Here is a 16,621-nt window from a genome sequence, read left to right as displayed (position 1 = left end):
CCTGGTGAGCCGGAAGCCAGTGATCAGGGTGGGCGCCGCGGGGAATGCGGCTCAAGGGATTCCTGTGGCCGGGGCGTGCCAATGCCCCCTTCGGCCAAGGCTGTTGACGGTCGGCCTGATCCGCAATTGATCTGCAAGTAGGATCCCTTGTACGGAAGTCGGGCCGCACCCCGTACGCGGTGCGGCCCCTCGCGATCAGAGCCAGCCGCGTTGCGAGGCCCGCACCCCCAGCTGGAACCGGCTCGTCGCCCCCAGCCGCTCCTGCAGCTCACTCACCCGCCGCCGCAGGGTCCGCAGGCTCACACCCAGATGACGGGCCACCGCCTCGTCCTTCAAGCCGGCCGCCAGCAACCTGATCAACGTCCGTTCACCCTCGGGGAGTTCGCTGTCGCCGACCGGCCGGCCGAGCGGTGTCGCCTGCTGCCAGGCCATCTCGAAAAGCCTCTGCAGGGCTTCGGTCACCGCCGAGTGCCACACCACGACGGCGCAGTAGCCGCCCGCCGCGGAGGAGGTCAGCGGGAGCATCGCCCGACACCCGTCGACCACCAGCAGTTTGACCGGCACGGAGGGCAACACCCGGGCCTGCTCGCCGAGTTCGACCATCCTCCAAGTGCGGGAGAGGACGTTCGGATCTTCCAGGGCGGGCGCCGCGTAGATCCCGCGGGAGACGATCCCGCGTCTGAGCAGATCGGTCTGGAGATCCAACTGTCGTGTGGGCGGTGCGAGATATGGAGGCGTGTCGAAGAGGCACACCTCGTGCTCGGCGCGCGCGTACATCTCCTCCAGGCGAGCGGCGATGGCACCCTCGCCGGAAGCGACCTCGATCAGCCGGGACGGCTCCTCACGCAGCAGCCCGGCCTCGTACGCGGTAGCCATCTCCTCGGCGGTGGCGGCGAGCAGTTCGGACACCGTCTCGCGCCGTCTGATCAGCCCGCGGACCGCCACTCTCGGGTCGATCGCGCGTAATCCCCCCATGGAATCCGGCGGCTGGAGCAGCCCGACCGCGAGCAGCTGGTTGCAGGATTCGCGCACCCGGGCCGGGGAGGCGCCGGTCAGGAGCGCCCAGCCGGCCGCGCCGGCATCGGGCTGGTGGAGGATCGCCCGGTATACCAGCTCGTCGAAGGCGGAGACCCCCACCGCGGCCCAGGGGCTCGCGGCAGGGGTCTGGTCTGCCGTGTCATATGCCGTGTTCGCCATGGCTCGGCACGGTAGGCAATGTTTGTTAAGGCTGTCAGTACCGGCCTGGGATGCCGTCTGTTTCAGGCCTCCTACTTCAAGCCTTCTACTTCAGGCCGAACGCCCGCACCACGGTCTGGTCGACCGCGTTGCCGTTCCGGTCGGCGGCCCGCACACGCAGCGACACGAACTCGGCGCCCTTCTTCGGGTGCTTGAGCTCCGCCTTGCCGTGCCGGACCTTCACCTCCTTCCAGGTGGTGCCGTCGTCGTAGGAGACCCAGGCCTTCAGTTGACCGGTCGTGATGCTCTTGTGCTGGTCCCGGACGGAGAGCCCGAGCTCCGACCTCCCCTTGGACTCGACCCGGTTCAGGAGGTCCAGCCCGTCCACGTCGTAATCGACGGAGAGCAGCGGCAGCGCCGTCTGCTGTTCCGTGCGCGCCGAGGTGAAGGACCATTCGGTGTGGGTGCTCGTGGAGTACGTCGCCCAGTCGGCCGTGCGCCGGGCGTCGAGAACGAAGCGGTATGCGGTCTTCGCCGCCGGGACGTCGAAGGTTCCTGAGCCGCGAACGGAGTCGCCGATCAGCTTCCCGTCCGCGTACAGCGCGCCCTTCGCGGTGTCCTGGGCATTGTCCACGTACCCGTAGTGACCCGGTGCCGCATCGCTCAACTCCGGGACCTTGAGGGTGAGTTTGTCGCCGGTGCGCTGGGAGACGCCGTACTGCTCACTGGACGCCGGGCGCACGACCTGGCGCAGCCAGTCCTCGGTGGGTACCCGGCCCGCCTTGTCGAAGGTCCGCAGCGTGTTCCACTGGGGCAGGGCCGCATTCCCGTCGGGGTAGACGGCGTGCCAGACACGGGTGTCGGGGGAGACGTTGTAGTACTCGGTGCGCTCCGTACCGAGTGGCGTCTTGTAGCTGGCCTCGACGGCGGCGGACTGCGCGGGGCGGTACCGGTAGACGGCGTCCTTGCCGACCTGGCCGGCCTTGCCCCCGTGGTAACGGACCGTGTGCCGCACGGTGTTGGAGCTGTTCAGGGAGTACGTCTGGTTCTCCGCGACGGCGCCGGTCTGCGGGAACATCACGTTGTAGACGTACGGGCTGACCGCGGTGCCGTCCAGCTTCAGCGTGACCTTCTTCCCGCTCTCGAGCAGCGCCCCGAGTTTCGCGCCGTCCTCGCCGGTGGCGACCATCAGCGGGATCGTCGCGCTGTCCACCCAGGAGATCCAGTACCCGGGCGTCTCGCGGTACGCGATCACGTAACCGGCCCCGGCCTTGGTCGCGTTGGCCAGCGCCTCGTCCGCCGTCTTCCCGGCCGGCACCCGGACGACCGCCACCTTGCCCTTGACGTCGAGCCCTTCGAAGTCGGCCGCGCTGCCGCTGCCGGCGGCCACCGCCCGCACCTTCCGCTCACCGCTGAACCCCGCCGGGAGGCCGTTCCGCGTCTGTACGTAGTCGAGGGGAAGTTCGTACGTCTCGGGACTGGTGACGCTCGCCGTCAACTCCTTGGCGGCCAGCCGGAACTTGGAGACGAACTCGAACATGCCCTCCGTGACCTTCTCGGTCGGAGTGACGTAGACGCGGTCGGTCCACCAGTTCTGAAGGTACGTCACCCTGAGGGCGGAACCCGGACCTTCCCGGTGCCAGCTGGTGGTGAACCCCTGGAACTCGGAGTCCTCCCTGGTCTTCGGCTTGATCTCGACGGCCTTGCGGGCGTCGAGGACGACCTCGGTGTCCTTGTCGACCTTGATCTCGGGATCACCGACGACCGAGGTGGCGACCTCCAGTGCACCCGCGTCCCGCTCCGGGATCCAGGCCGCCGTGGAGTACGTGCCGGCCGGCACGTTGAGGGTGTAGCCGCTGCCGATGTAACCGGTCGTTGCCGGGTACGCGCCGTTCAGCTCCTGCAACATGAAGATCGATGGCGAGGTGGACGGCTTGCCGCCGCGGTTCACCACCGACACCTTCAGGCGGTAGGTCTTCGGCTGCTTCTCGAAGCCGACGGCCGTGGTGACCCGGACGCCGTCGGCGCTCGCGGTGATGTGGCCCGTGTACCGGCCCTCGGCCTGGTCGGCGGGGGCGACCGTGACCGCGACGGTGGTGGTGCCGTTCGCCGGGACGGTCACGAGGCCCGTGGCCGGGGTGGCCGCCGTGAGGGACGAGGAGAGCTTCAACTCCACTGCTTCGTCAGTGGTGTTGGTGTACGTGATGTCCTTGCTGTCGGTCTCGGTGTCGCTGTCCTTGTACGTGCCGAAGCTGAGCGCCGGGGTCGCGAAGACGCCCTGCTCGACGGCCTGCACGGCGTCCACCCGGCCGTCGCCCTGCTCGAACACGGTGGTGTCCGGGCTGGTCTTCGCGGTGCTGGCGAGGGCCTGTTTGATCTGCTGGCCCGTCCAGTCCGGATGGGCCTGGGCGACCAGCGCGGCGACGCCCGAGACATGCGGAGTCGCCATCGAAGTGCCGTTCGACGACGTGTAGTTGTCGTCGACGGGCGTGCCCATGCTGGTACCTGCGGCACGGGCGGCGACGACGCCCACGCCCGGCGCGGTGATCTCCGGCTTGATCGCGGAGTCACCGAGGCGCGGGCCCCGGCTGGAGAAGGAGGCCAGCTTGTCGGACTTGTCGACCGCGCCCACCGTCAGCGCGGAGTCGGCGATGCCGGGCGTGCCGATGGTCCCCTCCACCGGGCCGGTGTTGCCGGCGGCGACCACGAAGAGGGTGCCTGTCGACTCGGACAGCTCGTCCACGGTCTCGCTCAGCACGTCGGAGGGGCCTGACGCGGTACCACCCAGCGACATCGAGACGATCTTCGCTCCCGAGTTCGCCGCCCACTGCATGCCTTCGAGGATCCAGGAGGTCTGGCCGCGGCCGTCGTTGCCCAGCACCTTGCCGACCAGCAGCTCCGCACCGGGCGCCGCGCCCTTGAGCTTGCCGTCCGAGGCCGCGCCCGAGCCGACGATCGTGGACGCCACGTGGGTGCCGTGGCCGTGACCGTCCTGCACGGCCTGGTCGGGCACGAAGGTACGCGACTCGGCGATCCTGCCCGCGAGGTCCGGGTGCCCGGCGTCCACGCCGGTGTCCAGGACGGCGACCTTGACGCCCTTGCCGTCGTAGCCGGACTGCCACACCTCGGGCGCGCCGATCTGCGGAACGCTTCCCTCGAGGGACGCCTCCACCTTGGCGTCCAGCCAGATCTTCTCGATGCCCTCACCGAGCAGGCGTGCGGCCTTCGAGGTCGGTTCGGTGCCGAGCGCGGGGGCGATGTCCGCCCAGAACGCGGTGGACTTCTCGGCGCTCAGTGCGGCGCCGTCGATCCCAGGGAGCGCGAGCGTGCGACGCGCGCCGTCGGGGGTCGCACTGCCCTTGGTGTAGGTCGCGATGACCGGGGTGGCCCCGGCTTGGGCGTCGGTGTAGCCCTGCTTCACCAGCTGGGTGATGTTGAACAGGGCGGGGTCGAGGCGGCCCGCCTGGATCAGCGGGAGCGCGTCGGAGGGCAAGACGCTGATCTCGCCGTCGCGTTCGCTGGACAGGAAGGTGGCGGCCTCACGGCCCTTGCCACGCTGTACGTCGACGGCGTACTTGCCGTCCGGGCTGGTCGTGAGCGACACGGTGTCGCCGGTGACGAGGGTCACGGTCTGCTGGTACGGGGCGCCGGTCTTGGCGCCGCTCTGCACGGGCGTGGTGTCCGGTGCGCTGACCGGTAATCCGGAACCGGCCGCCGCGGGCATGATCGCGCCCGTGAGCAATCCTGCCGCTCCTGCCACAGCCCAGAGGGCGTGGAGTCTTCGCATGGGTGGCGTCCTCCCCTGAACGCTGACGACGCTTCCTGCCTGGTGGGCGGAAGCCAGTGATCAGGGTGGGCGCCACACGCAAAGCGACTCAAGGGATTGCTGTGGCCGAGGGGTGCCAATGCACCCTTCGGCCAGAAGAGTTGGTGGTGCCGCAGGCCATCGACGGCCTGTCGCAACCAGGTCTCCTGGACCGCGTCCTCGGCTCACTCACGCTGCCGAGGATCCGGTAGGCGATGGCGGCTCGGCCCGGCTCAGGCCGACTCCTCCTTGAAGCCCACCCGCCACGACGGATAGCGCGGCTCCCAGCCGAGCTCCCGCCTGGCCCTGGCGTTGGAGAAGCCGTGGCTCTCGGTCATCAGAGTCACCGCGAACTCCCCGGCCAGCAGCCTGGCGAGCCACTTGGGCACCCGCATCGGCCGCTTCGCCCCCGCACACGCGGCCAGGTACGGCAGCCAGTCCCGGACCTGGGCGGGCTCGTCGTCGACGATGTTGAACACGCCCTTCGCCCGCTGCTCGATGGCCAGGACGGTGGCACTGGCCGCGTCGTCGAGATGTACCCAGGAGTTCCAGCCACTGCCGTCCCCCACGAGCGGGAACTTCCGCTTGCGCACCATCTCGACCACGTCGTCGCTCGCGCCCGGCCCGTAGAACCCGCCGTAGCGCAGGACCGTGCCGCCGGCCTTGGGCACCACGTCCTGGATGTGCAGCACACCCGCCGAGAGCCTGCGCACGGTCGCCGCCGTGCCCGGGTCGATCGGATCCTCCTCGGTCAGCAGCCTCGCACGGGGCCCAAAACTCTGCGCGAAGCTCTGCACGAACACATGGGGCACGCCGGTCGCCTCGGCGGCGGCCAGCAGATGGTCCGTGCCCTCGATGCGCAGCCGGTTGGTCGGGGCGAAGAAGCGGTCCGGGTGGCGCATGTCGGGCTTGCCCGTGCCGAGCCCGGTCATCTGGTGCACGATCGCGTCCGGCTGGGCCCGGTCCACCGCCTCCCGGACCGACACCCCGTCCAGCCCGTCCATCACGACGCCCTGAGCGCCCAGCTCCGCCAGCATGCCCAGCTTGGCCGCGCTCGTCGTCGTGGCCGTCACCTGGTGGCCCCGGGCCACCAGCTGCGGCACCAGCCGCCGCCCCAAGGCCCCGCTCCCGCCCGCCACGAACACCCGCATGATCATCACCTTCCCGCGCCGAGGTCTGTCTCTCTACTTGGGACGAGACAGCCGGAGCGTTTGTGACATCGGCGGGAGGGCCTCCCGCGTGGACAACGCGGGAGACCCTCTTCTCGGCTCCTCTCGGCTTCTTCGTTCAGCCGACCCGGCAGGGCAAACTCGTCGCCGTATCACCGCCGGAACCGGTGACGACGTAGCCGAACGTCGTGCTCTCGCCCGGATCCAGTGATCCGTTCCAGCCGGCGTTGTGGACCATCACGGCCTGCCCGTTGTACGTCGGGGCGCCGCTCCACAGACTGTCGACCTTCTGGCCGCCCGGCAGCGTCCAGTCGACCATCCAGCCGAGCATCGGGACGTCGCCGGAGTTGGTGACGGTCACCTCGGACTGGTAGCCACCGCTCCAGCTGCCGGTCGTCTTCCGGGTGGCCGTGCAGGTGCCCGGCACCGGATCGGTCGGGTTGCCGGGCTGCTTGATACCGGTGACCTCGCCGTTGCCGCCGTCGAAGACGACGTCGGAGCAGGAGTAGAAGGTCTCCGCGCTGTCCGAGCGCTGCCACACCATGTAGATGATGTGCCGCCCCGACTTGCCCTCGGGGAGCTGCCCGGACCAGGAGTAGTTGGCCTCGACCGTGCCCGGCGAACCGTTCAGCGGCGGGTGGTCGACGCTCAGGAACGGCCGCTCCTCCATGTCGTCCCAGGTGAGCGCGGAGGTCGGATCGAAGCCGTCCTTGGTGATGTAGACGTAGAACCAACCCGGGTGCGCGGCCCAGGCGTTGTACGAGAAGTCGACGGTCGCGCCCGAGGTCAGATGGGTCAACGGCCAGTCGGCACTGGGGGTGTTGAAACCGGTGAAGTTGGTGTTTCCGCCGCTGCACAGCTCACCGTCCGGCACGAAGCCGCGGGTGCGGCCGGCGCCGTCCGAGCGCAGCACGGAGAACCAGTTGTAGAACGGCGTGGTGCCACTGACCTGTTGGGCCGTCTTGCAGGCCGGGTTCACGGGCTTGATCTCACCGGTGTCGGTGAGCCCGTCCTGCCAGCACAGGAAGGTGCGGCTGCCGGGCTTCATCGGGGTGCCGTGGGCCTCCGCCTCGCCGCCGGCCGTGACGATCAGACCGAGGGCCGGGATTGTCGTGAGCAGGGACAGCAGGACGAGGAGAAGGGCTCCGCGGCGGGTCGGGAGCGGTAATCGGGGTCTGGGGCGGGGAGGTGGCGCAGATGTTGTCGCGGGCATGACAGTTCTACGTCCCTTCGCTCGGCGGTCGTGAGGAACGTGCGCGCATGGATGCGGGGGATGGGAGCACTCCTGGGCGGGTTCCGGTCCACCGATTGTGGGAGCGCTCCCACCCCCCGCTGTGGGGCAAGTTAGCGCTGTGTTGCCCACTTGTAAACGCTTGGCACACGGGGTCAGCCCAACAGGTCCCGGAGCCACGCCAGTTGTCCCCGTACGTGAAACGCGTCGCCGCCCTCGTGGCCGTTGAACGGATAGGCGTGGATCTCCTTGCGCGGGTCCGCGCCGCTCAGCTCCGCATAACTGTTCCAGGCGGCGTACGCACCGCTCGGCGGACACACCGTGTCGCGCAGGCCGACCCCGAAGTGGGTCGCGGCGTGGGCGCGGCGGGCGAAGGAGATGCCCTCCATGTAGGAGAGCGTGCGGTACGCCGCCTGTTCGGCGCCGCGATGGACGGTGAGGTACGCGACGATCTCGCCGTACGGGCCCGCGTCCGTGAGGTCCAGTGCGCGCCGGATGCCGCACAGGAGGGGTGCGGTGATCAGGGCCGCCGCCAGGTCCGGGACGAGTCCGGCGACGGCGAGGGCGAGGCCGCCGCCCTGGCTGTTGCCGACGGCCGTGATTCGTGAGGCGTCCACGCCGGGCAGGGCGCGGACGGCGGCGACGGCACGTACGGCGTCGGTGATGAGACGCCGGTAGTGGTAGTCGCGCGGGTCGAGCAGGCCCCGTACGGCGGGGCCGGGGCCGCCCGGTGCGTTGGCGTGCGGGTCGGGGGTGTGGCCGCCGTTGCCGTACTGGTCGCCCTGGCCCCTGTTGTCCATGAGCAGATGTGCGTAACCGGCGTTCACCCAGGTCAGCCGCTCGTGCGGGAGGCCGCGCCCGCGCCCGTACCCCGCGAACTCGACGATCGCGGGCAGCGGTTCGGGTCTGTCGGCGGGTCTGCTGAACCAGGCGCGCACCGGTTCGCCCGCGAAGCCCCGGAAGGTCACGTCCCAGGTCCGGGTCAGCCGCAGCCCGGTCTCCACCGGGTGGACGGACAGCAGGGGTTCGGGCCGCTCGGACTCCCTCAGGGTGTCCCGCCAGAACGCGTCGAAGTCGGCGGGCTCGTCGAGTGCCGGGCGGCGGTGCTCCAGTTCCGGCAGGGGCAGGTCGAACACTGGCACGTCGGCACCTCGCAGGAGTCGGTCCTCATACTGAAACTTGCGATGGACTGAGCGGTCAAGTCTCTGTGCCTTACCCATACGGCGGCGGGTTTATAACGCTTCCTCTCGTCTCAACTGACCGTTGCGGCCCCCATTGACAGCGCTTTCTAGGAGCTTTAAGTTGCCGCGAGTTACCGGTAAGAGCTCGAAAGTTTCGGTTCCGCGAATCCGTCCGGGAGGACCGAGCATGAGCACCTCCACCAGATCGACGCCACCGCCCGGCACCCAGGACCCGCCCCGACCGAAGTCCGCGTCCTCCTCCGCTTCCCGCCCGTCGCACCGCAGTTGGCGGCGGGCGGTGCGCCGGGACTGGCAGCTGTACTCACTGGTCGTGCTGCCGCTGCTGTTCTTCCTGGTCTTCCGGTATCTGCCGATGATCGGCAATGTGATCGCCTTCCGGCGCTTCGAGCCGGGCGGGTCGATCCTGGGCGAGGAGTGGGTGGGCCTGCGCTATGTGGAGATGTTCCTCACCGACCCCACGTTCTGGCAGGTGTTCCGCAACACCCTGTGGCTCGGCGGACTCACGCTGGTGTTCTGCTTTCCGATCCCCATCGTTCTCGCGCTGCTGCTCAACGAGGTGCGCAGACGGGCGCTGAAACGGTTCGTGCAGTCGGTCTCGTATCTGCCGCACTTCCTGTCGATCGTCATCGTGGCGGGCATCACCATGCAGATGCTCGCCACGGACGGCCCGGTCAACCACATGCTCGGCTGGTTCGGCCAGGACCCGATCCGCTTCATCCAGGAACCCGAGTGGTTCCGCACGATCTACGTCGGCTCGGAGATCTGGCAGACCGCCGGCTGGGGCACGATCCTCTACCTCGCCGCGCTCACCACGATCGACGACAACCTGTACGAGGCCGCGAGGATCGACGGCGCCAACCGCTGGCAGCAGATCTGGCACGTCACCCTGCCCGGCATCCGGCCCACCATGATCACGCTGCTGATCCTCAACATCGGCACGTTCATGGCGGTCGGCTTCGAGAAGGTCCTGCTGCTGTACAACCCGCTGACGTATCCGACGGCGGACGTGATCTCCACGTATGTCTACCGGACCGGTGTGGAGTCCAACAGCTTCAGCTATGCCGCCGCGATCGGCCTGTTCGAGGCGATCATCGGCCTGTTTCTGATCATCTCCGCCAACCAGCTCTCGCGCCGCACAGTGGGGACGAGCCTGTGGTGAAGCCGAGTCGTTCCTACCGCGTGTTCCAGGGAGTCAACGGGTTCATCCTCACCGTCGTCGTGATCGTCACCCTGTACCCGTTCGTCAACATCATCGCCCGCTCGTTCAGTTCCGAGCAAAAGATCCGCGCCGGTGAAGTGACGCTGTGGCCCGAGGGGTTCAACCTCACCACGTACAAGATCGTGTTCCAGGACTCGATGTTCTGGCGGAACTACGGCAACACCGTCCTCTACACGGTGGTCGCCACCGCCATCGCCATGATCCTGACCACCAGCTACGCCTACGTCCTGTCGAAGAAGCATCTCAAGGGGCGCGGCTTCCTCGTCGGCGTCGCCGTCTTCACCATGTTCTTCACCGGCGGCCTGATCCCCAACTACGTCCTGATCACCAGCCTCGGCCTGAAGAACAGCATCTGGGCCATCGCGCTCCCCAACGCGATCAGCGTGTTCAACCTGCTGGTGATGAAGGCCTTCTTCGAGAGCCTGCCCACCGATCTGGAGGAGGCCGCGCAGATCGACGGCCTGAGTACGTACGGCATTCTGCTGCGGATCGTGCTGCCGCTGTCGAAGGCGGTCGTCGCGACGATGGTGCTGTTCTACTCGGTGGCCTTCTGGAACTCCTGGTTCAGCGCCTTTCTCTATCTGGACAAGTCCGAGCTCATGCCGGTCACCGTCTATCTGCGCAACCTCATCTCCGGCGCCACCACGGGCGGCAACGCCGGTGCCGCCGACGCACAGCTCAGCCAGGTGGGGGCGAACATCCAGGCGGTCACGATCGTGCTGACCTCACTGCCCATCCTCTGTGTCTATCCGTTCGTCCAGCGCTACTTCGTCTCGGGCGTGATGCTCGGCGCGGTCAAGGGCTGACAAAGGAGTGCCCATGTCATCCGTGAACAACGCAGGACAGCTGTCGCGGCGTCAGATGCTCGCCGCCGCTGGATTCATCGGCCTCGCCACCCTCACCGGCTGCGGCAGCGGCGACGACGGAGGGGACTCCAAGGACCTGTCGAAAAAACAGAACGGCGCGATGAAGGAGTACCGCGTCGGCCAGCAGTTCAAGGCGACCAAGCCGCTGTCGTTCTCGATCCTGCACAACAACAACCCGGTCTACCCGATGAAGGACAGCTGGCTGTTCTGGAAGGAGCTCGCCAAGCGCACCGGCGTCACCTTCGATCCTGTCGCCGTCCCCCTGGTCGACTACGAGAAGAAGCGCAGCGTCCTCATCGGCTCGGGCGACGCCCCCTTCCTGATCCCCAAGACGTACCACCCCTCGGAGGTCGCGTTCGTTTCGTCGGGCGCGATCCTGCCGGTCAGCGACTACCTGCACCTGATGCCGAACTTCCGGGACAAGGTCAAGCGCTGGAAGCTGGAGCCGGAGATCGACTCCTACCGGCAGGCCGACGGCAAGCTGTATGTGCTGCCCGGTCTGCACGAGAAGGCCAGATCCGGCTACTCGATGGCGCTGCGCACGGACGTCCTCGACCGGCTCGGGCTGAGCCTGCCCGGCACCTGGGACGAGGTGTACGAGGTCTTCAAGGCGATCAAGGCGGAGTACCCCGACCGCTATCCGTTCTCCGACCGCTGGAGCAAGAACACGCCCTACCCGGCCGCCGCCCTGTTCAGCTACCTCGGCCAGGCGTACGGCGTCCGGGCCGGCTGGACGTACGACAACATCAGCTGGGACGCGAACGCGCAGAAGTACGTCTTCACCGGAGCGACCGACACCTTCCGGCAGATGATCGAGTACGTGCGCAAGCTGGTCACCGAGAAGCTGGTGGATCCGGAGAGCTTCACCCAGACCGACGACGAGGCCGCGCAGAAACTCCTGGGCGAGAAGTGCTTCGCGATCAGCGCCAACCCGCAGGTACTGGTGCAGGAATACCGGTACAACCTGCAAAAGCAGGTCAAGGGCGCGAAGATCGAGATGATTCCGGTGCCGCTCGGCCCGGCCGGCCCGATCGTGCTGGGCGGCGTCCGGCTGGAGAACGGCGTCATGATCTCCAGCAAGGCGCTCAAGAGCGACAGCTTCGTCGCGATGATGCAGTTCGTGGACTGGCTGTGGTACTCGGACGAGGGCCAGCGGTTCGCGCGGTGGGGCGTCGAGGGCGTCACGTACACCCGCTCCGGCGGCCAGTACAAGACCAAGGACGGCATCAGCCTCATGGGCTCCGACCCGGACGCCCCGAAGGACATGCAGAAGGACTACGGCTTCTACAACGGCGTCTTCGCCTACGGCGGCAGCTGGGAACTCGTCTCCTCCATGTTCAGCCCCGACGAGAAGAAGTTCCAGGACGCCATGTCCCAGCGCCAGCAGACGCCCATCGGCCCCGCCCACCCACTGCAGTCTTTCGAGCAGGAACAGGCCTCCCTGTGGGAGACGCCGCTCAGGGACCACGTCACCCAGAACACCCTCCAGTTCGTCCTCGGCAAGCGCTCGCTGTCCGAATGGGACGACTACGTCTCCGAGTTGAAGGCGAAGAACATGCAGCAGTTCGTCGACCTGCACAACAAGGCGTACGAACGCTTCAAGAAGGAGAACGGGTGAGCGGCGCCGGCCTACGCGCGGACGGCTTCGGCACCGGCGTCCTCTCCCGCGCCGCCGCACTGATCCACACCCTGGTCACCGTGGAGGCCCTGCTGCTCCTCGCCGCCGCACCCGGCCTCGCCGGTCTGCTGCTCCTCGGCCCCGACCCGGGCAACCTGCCCCTCGCCGCCGTATGCCTGCTCCCCCTGGGCCCCGCCCTGTCCGCCGCCCTGTACTCCCTGCACCACCGCTCCGGCGACCTCACCGACCTGCACCCGGCCCGCACCTACGCACGCGGCTGGCGGCTCAACGCCCTCCCGGCGCTGAAGCTCTGGGCGCCCCTGCTCGCCTGGCTGACCGTCATCGCCTTCACGCTGACCCACTTCTCCGCGACCGGCCTGCCCGGCTGGTGGGCGGTGCTGCTTGGGGCGATCGGCGCCGGCTCGCTGCTGTGGGGAGCGCACGCGCTGGTCCTCACCTCCCTGTTCGCCTTCCGCACCCGCGACACGGCCCGCCTCGCGGCGTACTTCCTCGTACGGCACGCCCGCGCCACCCTCGCCGCCGCCTCCCTGCTGGTGCTGACGGCCGCGTCGACCGCCCTGCTGACCGAGGCCCTGCCCGCCCTCCTGGCCGCCCCGCTGCTGCTGTCCCTGCTGCACAGCAGCCGCCCGGTGATCGCCGAGACCGAGGAGGACTTCACCGCATGACCGCCGCGCCCCGTACCCCGAAGATCCCCTACGGCGGCGACTACAACCCGGAACAGTGGCCGCAGGAGGTGTGGGACGAGGACCACCGCCTGTTCGACCGGGCCGGCATCGACACGCTCACCGTGGGCGTCTTCTCCTGGTCCCTGACCCAACCCACCGAAGACACCTACGACTTGACCGTTCTCGACCGCATCCTCGACCGCGCCGCCGCCGAAGACTGGCGCCTTCAGCTTGTTTCTTGCGAGGAACCCTGGGCGTTCACGACTCCCTTGGCGCCGACACACAACCGTGGGTGTCACTCGTTCAGGTGATCGACTTCGAACATGCGGTGCTGTTTCGCGCAGGTGTGTACGTTCGTGATCGTGAAGCTGGTGGTGCAGTCAAGCTGCTGCCGACGCCCGAGCAGGCGGCGGCACTTGAGGCAACCCTGCACGCCTGCAACGAGGCCGCCACCTGGGTGAGCGAGGTGGCCTTCGAGCGCGGGGAGTTCAAGAACTTCGCCTTGCGCAAGCATGCCTACGACACCGCCAAGTCCCGCTGGGGGCTGGGGGCGCAGGCTGCTCAGCACGTCATCAAGAAGACCTGCGACGCGTACACCACGCTGCGGGCGAACCTGAAGGCCGGAAACCTGGGACGGCCCGGCTCCAAGCGCTTCCGCCGGGCCACCAAGAAGCCGATCGCCTTCCGCCCCCAGGGCGCGCAGCCCTACGACAACCGCATGCTGTCCTGGCAGATCCCCGGCCGCACGGTGTCGATCTGGACCACCGGCGGGCGGGTCAAGAACGTGGCGTTCACCGCCTCCCCGGAGCAGCTGGCCACCCTCGCCCTGTACCGCAAGGGCGAGTCCGACCTACTGGAGCGGGACGGCATGTGGTTCCTGAGCGCCACCTGCGAAGTCCCCGAAGTGCCGCTGAACACCGAGCCGGTGGACTTCCTCGGCATCGACCTGGGCATCGTCAACATCGCCACCACCTCGGACGGCGAGATCATGGCAGGACGCGCGCTCAACCGCATCCGGGTCCGCGAACGGACGCTGCGCACCAAACTGCAGAAGAAGAACACCCCGTCCGCGAAGCGCCGGCTGAAGAAGCGGCGGCGCAAGGAGGCCCGCAGGGCTAAAGACATCAACCACAAGATCGCGAAACATGTGGTGGCCGAGGCAGAACGCACCGGTCGCGGAATCGCCCTGGAAGACCTGACAGGCATCCGCGAGCGGGTACGGCTTCGCAAGCCCCAACGGGCCACCCACGCCAGCTGGTCGTTTGCCCAGCTCGGCAGCTTCATCGCGTACAAGGCCCGCCGGGCGGGTGTGCCGGTGGTGTACGTCGATCCGGCGTACACCTCCCGCACCTGCGCCGAGTGCGGGCACATCGACAAGGCGAACCGGGTGAGCCAGGCCTGGTTCGCGTGCCGGTCCTGCGGATTCGTTGATCACGCAGACCGGAACAGCTCCCGCAACATCCGCGCCCGCGCGTGGGAGTTGTGGCGACGCGGGGCCCAGTCAACGGCCCCTGCCCCACCCCGAACACCTCGGGGCGGGGCTGGACGCAAACGCAGCATCACACCCAGTGATACCCGTTGTGCAAGCCCAGCGTTTTAGCGCTGGGTAGTTGACTAGATGCGGCGCCCATGTGCGTCGGCCACACCGGACTTGCGGAAGAAGTAGCTGTTCACCTGATCCCGCCACTCCCGGGCCGAGCGCAACTGCTCCTCGTAGCGCTCGGCGACCCGCGCATGGCGTGCCGGATCGACCAGGTCCACGAGCGAGGCCCAGGTCTCCCGGGCCTCCTCCACCTCGGCCACGCCCTCGAAATGCGTGTCGTAGATGTGCTGGATCACCGTCTTGCCGCTGCGCAGTATGTGCCCGTACGACATGTGGTGGAAGAACAGCAGCAGCTCGTCGGGGCAGGTGTCCGGCGACTCGTACACCTCGGACCACGGCTTGGCGTACTGCGCCGCATACCCGGTGCCGGTCGCCGCGCTGCGGTCCACGCCGATGCCGTCCCGGTCGGCGAAGTGATAGGTGCCCCACGGGCTGTACTCGTAGCCGTCCACGCTGGGGCCGTAGTGATGCCCGGGCTGCACCATGAAGCCCACGCCGAGCGGCGCGGTGTACTTCTCGTACGTTCGCCAGGAGCCCTTGAGCACCTTGTGCAGCCCGGCGACCAGCCGCGGGGGAGCGGCGGGGAACGTCAGCGCGATCCACTCGTCCAGCAGCCGGTGCGGGTCCGCGTCCGGCTGCCAGGCGAGCCTGCCGACCGTGTAGAGGTTCGCCTGGGCGAGCGGATGCCCGGTCCAGAAGGGATCGTCGCCGACGTTGGATACCGCGACCAGACCACCGGCCAGGTCCCCCACGGTCGCTCCACCCGCCCTGCCCGCCCCGCTCGTTCCACCCTCCGGCCGGAACCGCAGCACCTCGCTCCACATCGGCCCCAGCCAGCACACATGCCGCTGCTGACCGGTGTACTCCTGCGTCGCCTGCACCTCCACCGCCAGCCGCGTCCCCGGCATCGCGCCCAGCACCGGCGACACCGGTTCCCGCACCTGGAAGTCCATCGGCCCGTGCTTCACCTGGAGCACCGCGTTGTCCGCGAACTCCCCGTCCAGCGGCACGAAATGGTCGTACGCCGCCCGCGCCCGGTCCGTCGTACGGTCCCGCCAGTCCTGGCGGTGGTTGTAGACGAACGCCCGCCAGTGCACCGTGCCGCCGTGCGGAGCCAGCGCGGCGGCCAGCATGTTCGCGCCGTCCGCGTGACTGCGGCCGTACGCGAACGGGCCCGGCTGCCCCTCCGAGTCGGCCTTCACCACGTACCCGCCGAAGTCCGGTATCGCCGCGTACACCTCGGCGGTCGCCCGCGCCCACCACTCCCGAACCCGCGCGTCCAGCGGATCGGCCGTCTCCAGACCCCCGAGCACGATCGGCGCGGCGAACGTCACCGACAGATGCGTCCTGATCCCGTACGGCCGCAACGCGTCGGCCAGAGCGGCGACTTCACTGATCCGGTCGGTCAGCAGACGCGCCTCGGTCCTGTGCACATTGACGTTGTTCACGGCCACGGCGTTGATCCCACAGGCCGCGAGCAGCCTGCCGTACGCCCGCACGCGCTCCAGATCTCCGCGCGCCCGTCCGTCCTCCCAGAACAGCGAACCGCCGGAGTAACCGCGTTCCACCTGCCCCATCACCGGGTGCACGGCCACGTTGTCCCAGTGGTCCAGCATGCGCAGCGCGAGGGCCGGGCGGTGCACCTCGCGGGCGCGGTCGCCGCTGAAGGCGTCCTCGCCGAGCCTGACGACGTGGAAGAGGCCGTACAGCAACCCGGACTGCCCGGACGCGGAGACGGTCGTACAACCGTTCTCACGCCCGCACACGAACTCCTCGTCCCCGAGGTCCCCGCGCCCCGGCTCCAACTCGAGCACCAGGTCGTAAGACACACCCGCGCCCGGCCCGGGATCGCGGTCCACGCGACCTCCGAACCGGGCGCAGGCGTCCGCCACTTCACCGTGCACCGTCTCCACCAGGAGACCCGATCCGCGGATCAGGGTCCGCCGGGTGCCGAGCGGCCGGAAGGCGGCCGGTGGCAGCCAGGCCGGGTCGACGCCCTCGGCGAGGACGGGCACGGGAAGCGGCACGAGACCTCAACTCCTCGAT

At 68.6% G+C, this 16,621-nt stretch carries 11 protein-coding genes and 1 pseudogene; 6 read left to right on the top strand and 6 right to left on the bottom strand.

Features of this window, described 5'->3' with window-relative positions:
- Window positions 1-195: 195 nt before the first annotated feature.
- The 5 genes from KCH48_RS35150 to KCH48_RS35130 all read right to left on the bottom strand — a co-directional run bounded on the left by KCH48_RS35150 (window position 196) and on the right by KCH48_RS35130 (window position 8,523).
- Window positions 196-1,197 (bottom strand): helix-turn-helix transcriptional regulator, encoded by a 1,002-nt coding sequence (locus tag KCH48_RS35150; RefSeq protein WP_210580925.1) that lies wholly within the window; start codon window positions 1,195-1,197, stop codon window positions 196-198.
- A gap of 85 nt (window positions 1,198-1,282) precedes the next feature.
- Window positions 1,283-4,963: a S8 family serine peptidase gene (locus KCH48_RS35145; RefSeq protein ID WP_210580923.1), complete on the bottom strand. Its 3,681-nt coding sequence runs from the start codon at window positions 4,961-4,963 to the stop codon at window positions 1,283-1,285.
- Window positions 4,964-5,214: 251 nt separating this feature from the next.
- Window positions 5,215-6,132: an NAD(P)-dependent oxidoreductase gene (locus tag KCH48_RS35140; protein ID WP_210580921.1), complete on the bottom strand. Its 918-nt coding sequence runs from the start codon at window positions 6,130-6,132 to the stop codon at window positions 5,215-5,217.
- Window positions 6,133-6,268: 136 nt separating this feature from the next.
- Complete coding sequence (locus KCH48_RS35135) at window positions 6,269-7,363, bottom strand: lytic polysaccharide monooxygenase (RefSeq protein WP_210580919.1); 1,095 nt, start codon at window positions 7,361-7,363, stop codon at window positions 6,269-6,271.
- Between the two features lie 173 nt (window positions 7,364-7,536).
- On the bottom strand, window positions 7,537-8,523 hold the full coding sequence (locus KCH48_RS35130) for an acetylxylan esterase (protein ID WP_210580917.1): 987 nt from the start codon (window positions 8,521-8,523) through the stop codon (window positions 7,537-7,539).
- A 226-nt stretch (window positions 8,524-8,749) separates the two neighbouring features.
- Here KCH48_RS35130 and KCH48_RS35125 point away from each other — a divergent pair, with 226 nt between their 5' ends.
- From KCH48_RS35125 to KCH48_RS35100, 6 genes and pseudogenes are all read left to right on the top strand, one after another.
- Window positions 8,750-9,742, top strand: a complete 993-nt coding sequence (locus tag KCH48_RS35125; RefSeq protein WP_210580915.1) for a sugar ABC transporter permease — start codon at window positions 8,750-8,752, stop codon at window positions 9,740-9,742.
- Window positions 9,736-10,608, top strand: coding sequence for a carbohydrate ABC transporter permease (locus KCH48_RS35120; RefSeq protein ID WP_210580913.1), 873 nt, complete (start codon window positions 9,736-9,738; stop codon window positions 10,606-10,608). Before KCH48_RS35125 ends, KCH48_RS35120 begins: the two co-directional genes overlap by 7 nt.
- Before the next feature lie 22 nt (window positions 10,609-10,630).
- A complete protein-coding gene (locus KCH48_RS35115) occupies window positions 10,631-12,286 on the top strand; it encodes an extracellular solute-binding protein (RefSeq protein ID WP_210580967.1) in 1,656 nt (551 codons plus the stop codon).
- Window positions 12,283-12,972, top strand: coding sequence for a hypothetical protein (locus KCH48_RS35110; protein ID WP_210580912.1), 690 nt, complete (start codon window positions 12,283-12,285; stop codon window positions 12,970-12,972). The genes KCH48_RS35115 and KCH48_RS35110 overlap by 4 nt, the downstream gene beginning before the upstream one ends.
- Window positions 12,969-13,211, top strand: a pseudogene (locus KCH48_RS35105) (beta-galactosidase); the annotation flags it as partial. The gene KCH48_RS35110 and the pseudogene KCH48_RS35105, both read left to right, overlap by 4 nt.
- 53 nt (window positions 13,212-13,264) lie before the next feature.
- The gene (locus KCH48_RS35100) at window positions 13,265-14,572 is read left to right on the top strand and encodes an RNA-guided endonuclease InsQ/TnpB family protein (RefSeq protein WP_374104744.1); all 1,308 of its coding nucleotides are present in this window, start codon (window positions 13,265-13,267) and stop codon (window positions 14,570-14,572) included.
- A gap of 14 nt (window positions 14,573-14,586) precedes the next feature.
- Here the strand turns inward: KCH48_RS35100 and KCH48_RS35095 are convergent, their stop codons facing one another.
- On the bottom strand, window positions 14,587-16,602 hold the full coding sequence (locus tag KCH48_RS35095; protein WP_210580910.1) for an alpha-glucuronidase: 2,016 nt from the start codon (window positions 16,600-16,602) through the stop codon (window positions 14,587-14,589).
- Between the last annotated feature and the right edge of the window lie 19 nt (window positions 16,603-16,621).

This window comes from Streptomyces sp. GESEQ-4 (assembly GCF_017948455.1).
GTDB lineage: Bacteria > Actinomycetota > Actinomycetes > Streptomycetales > Streptomycetaceae > Streptomyces.
Note: the sequence above shows the minus strand (reverse complement) of the source record. Positions and strands in the feature narration are given on the sequence as shown.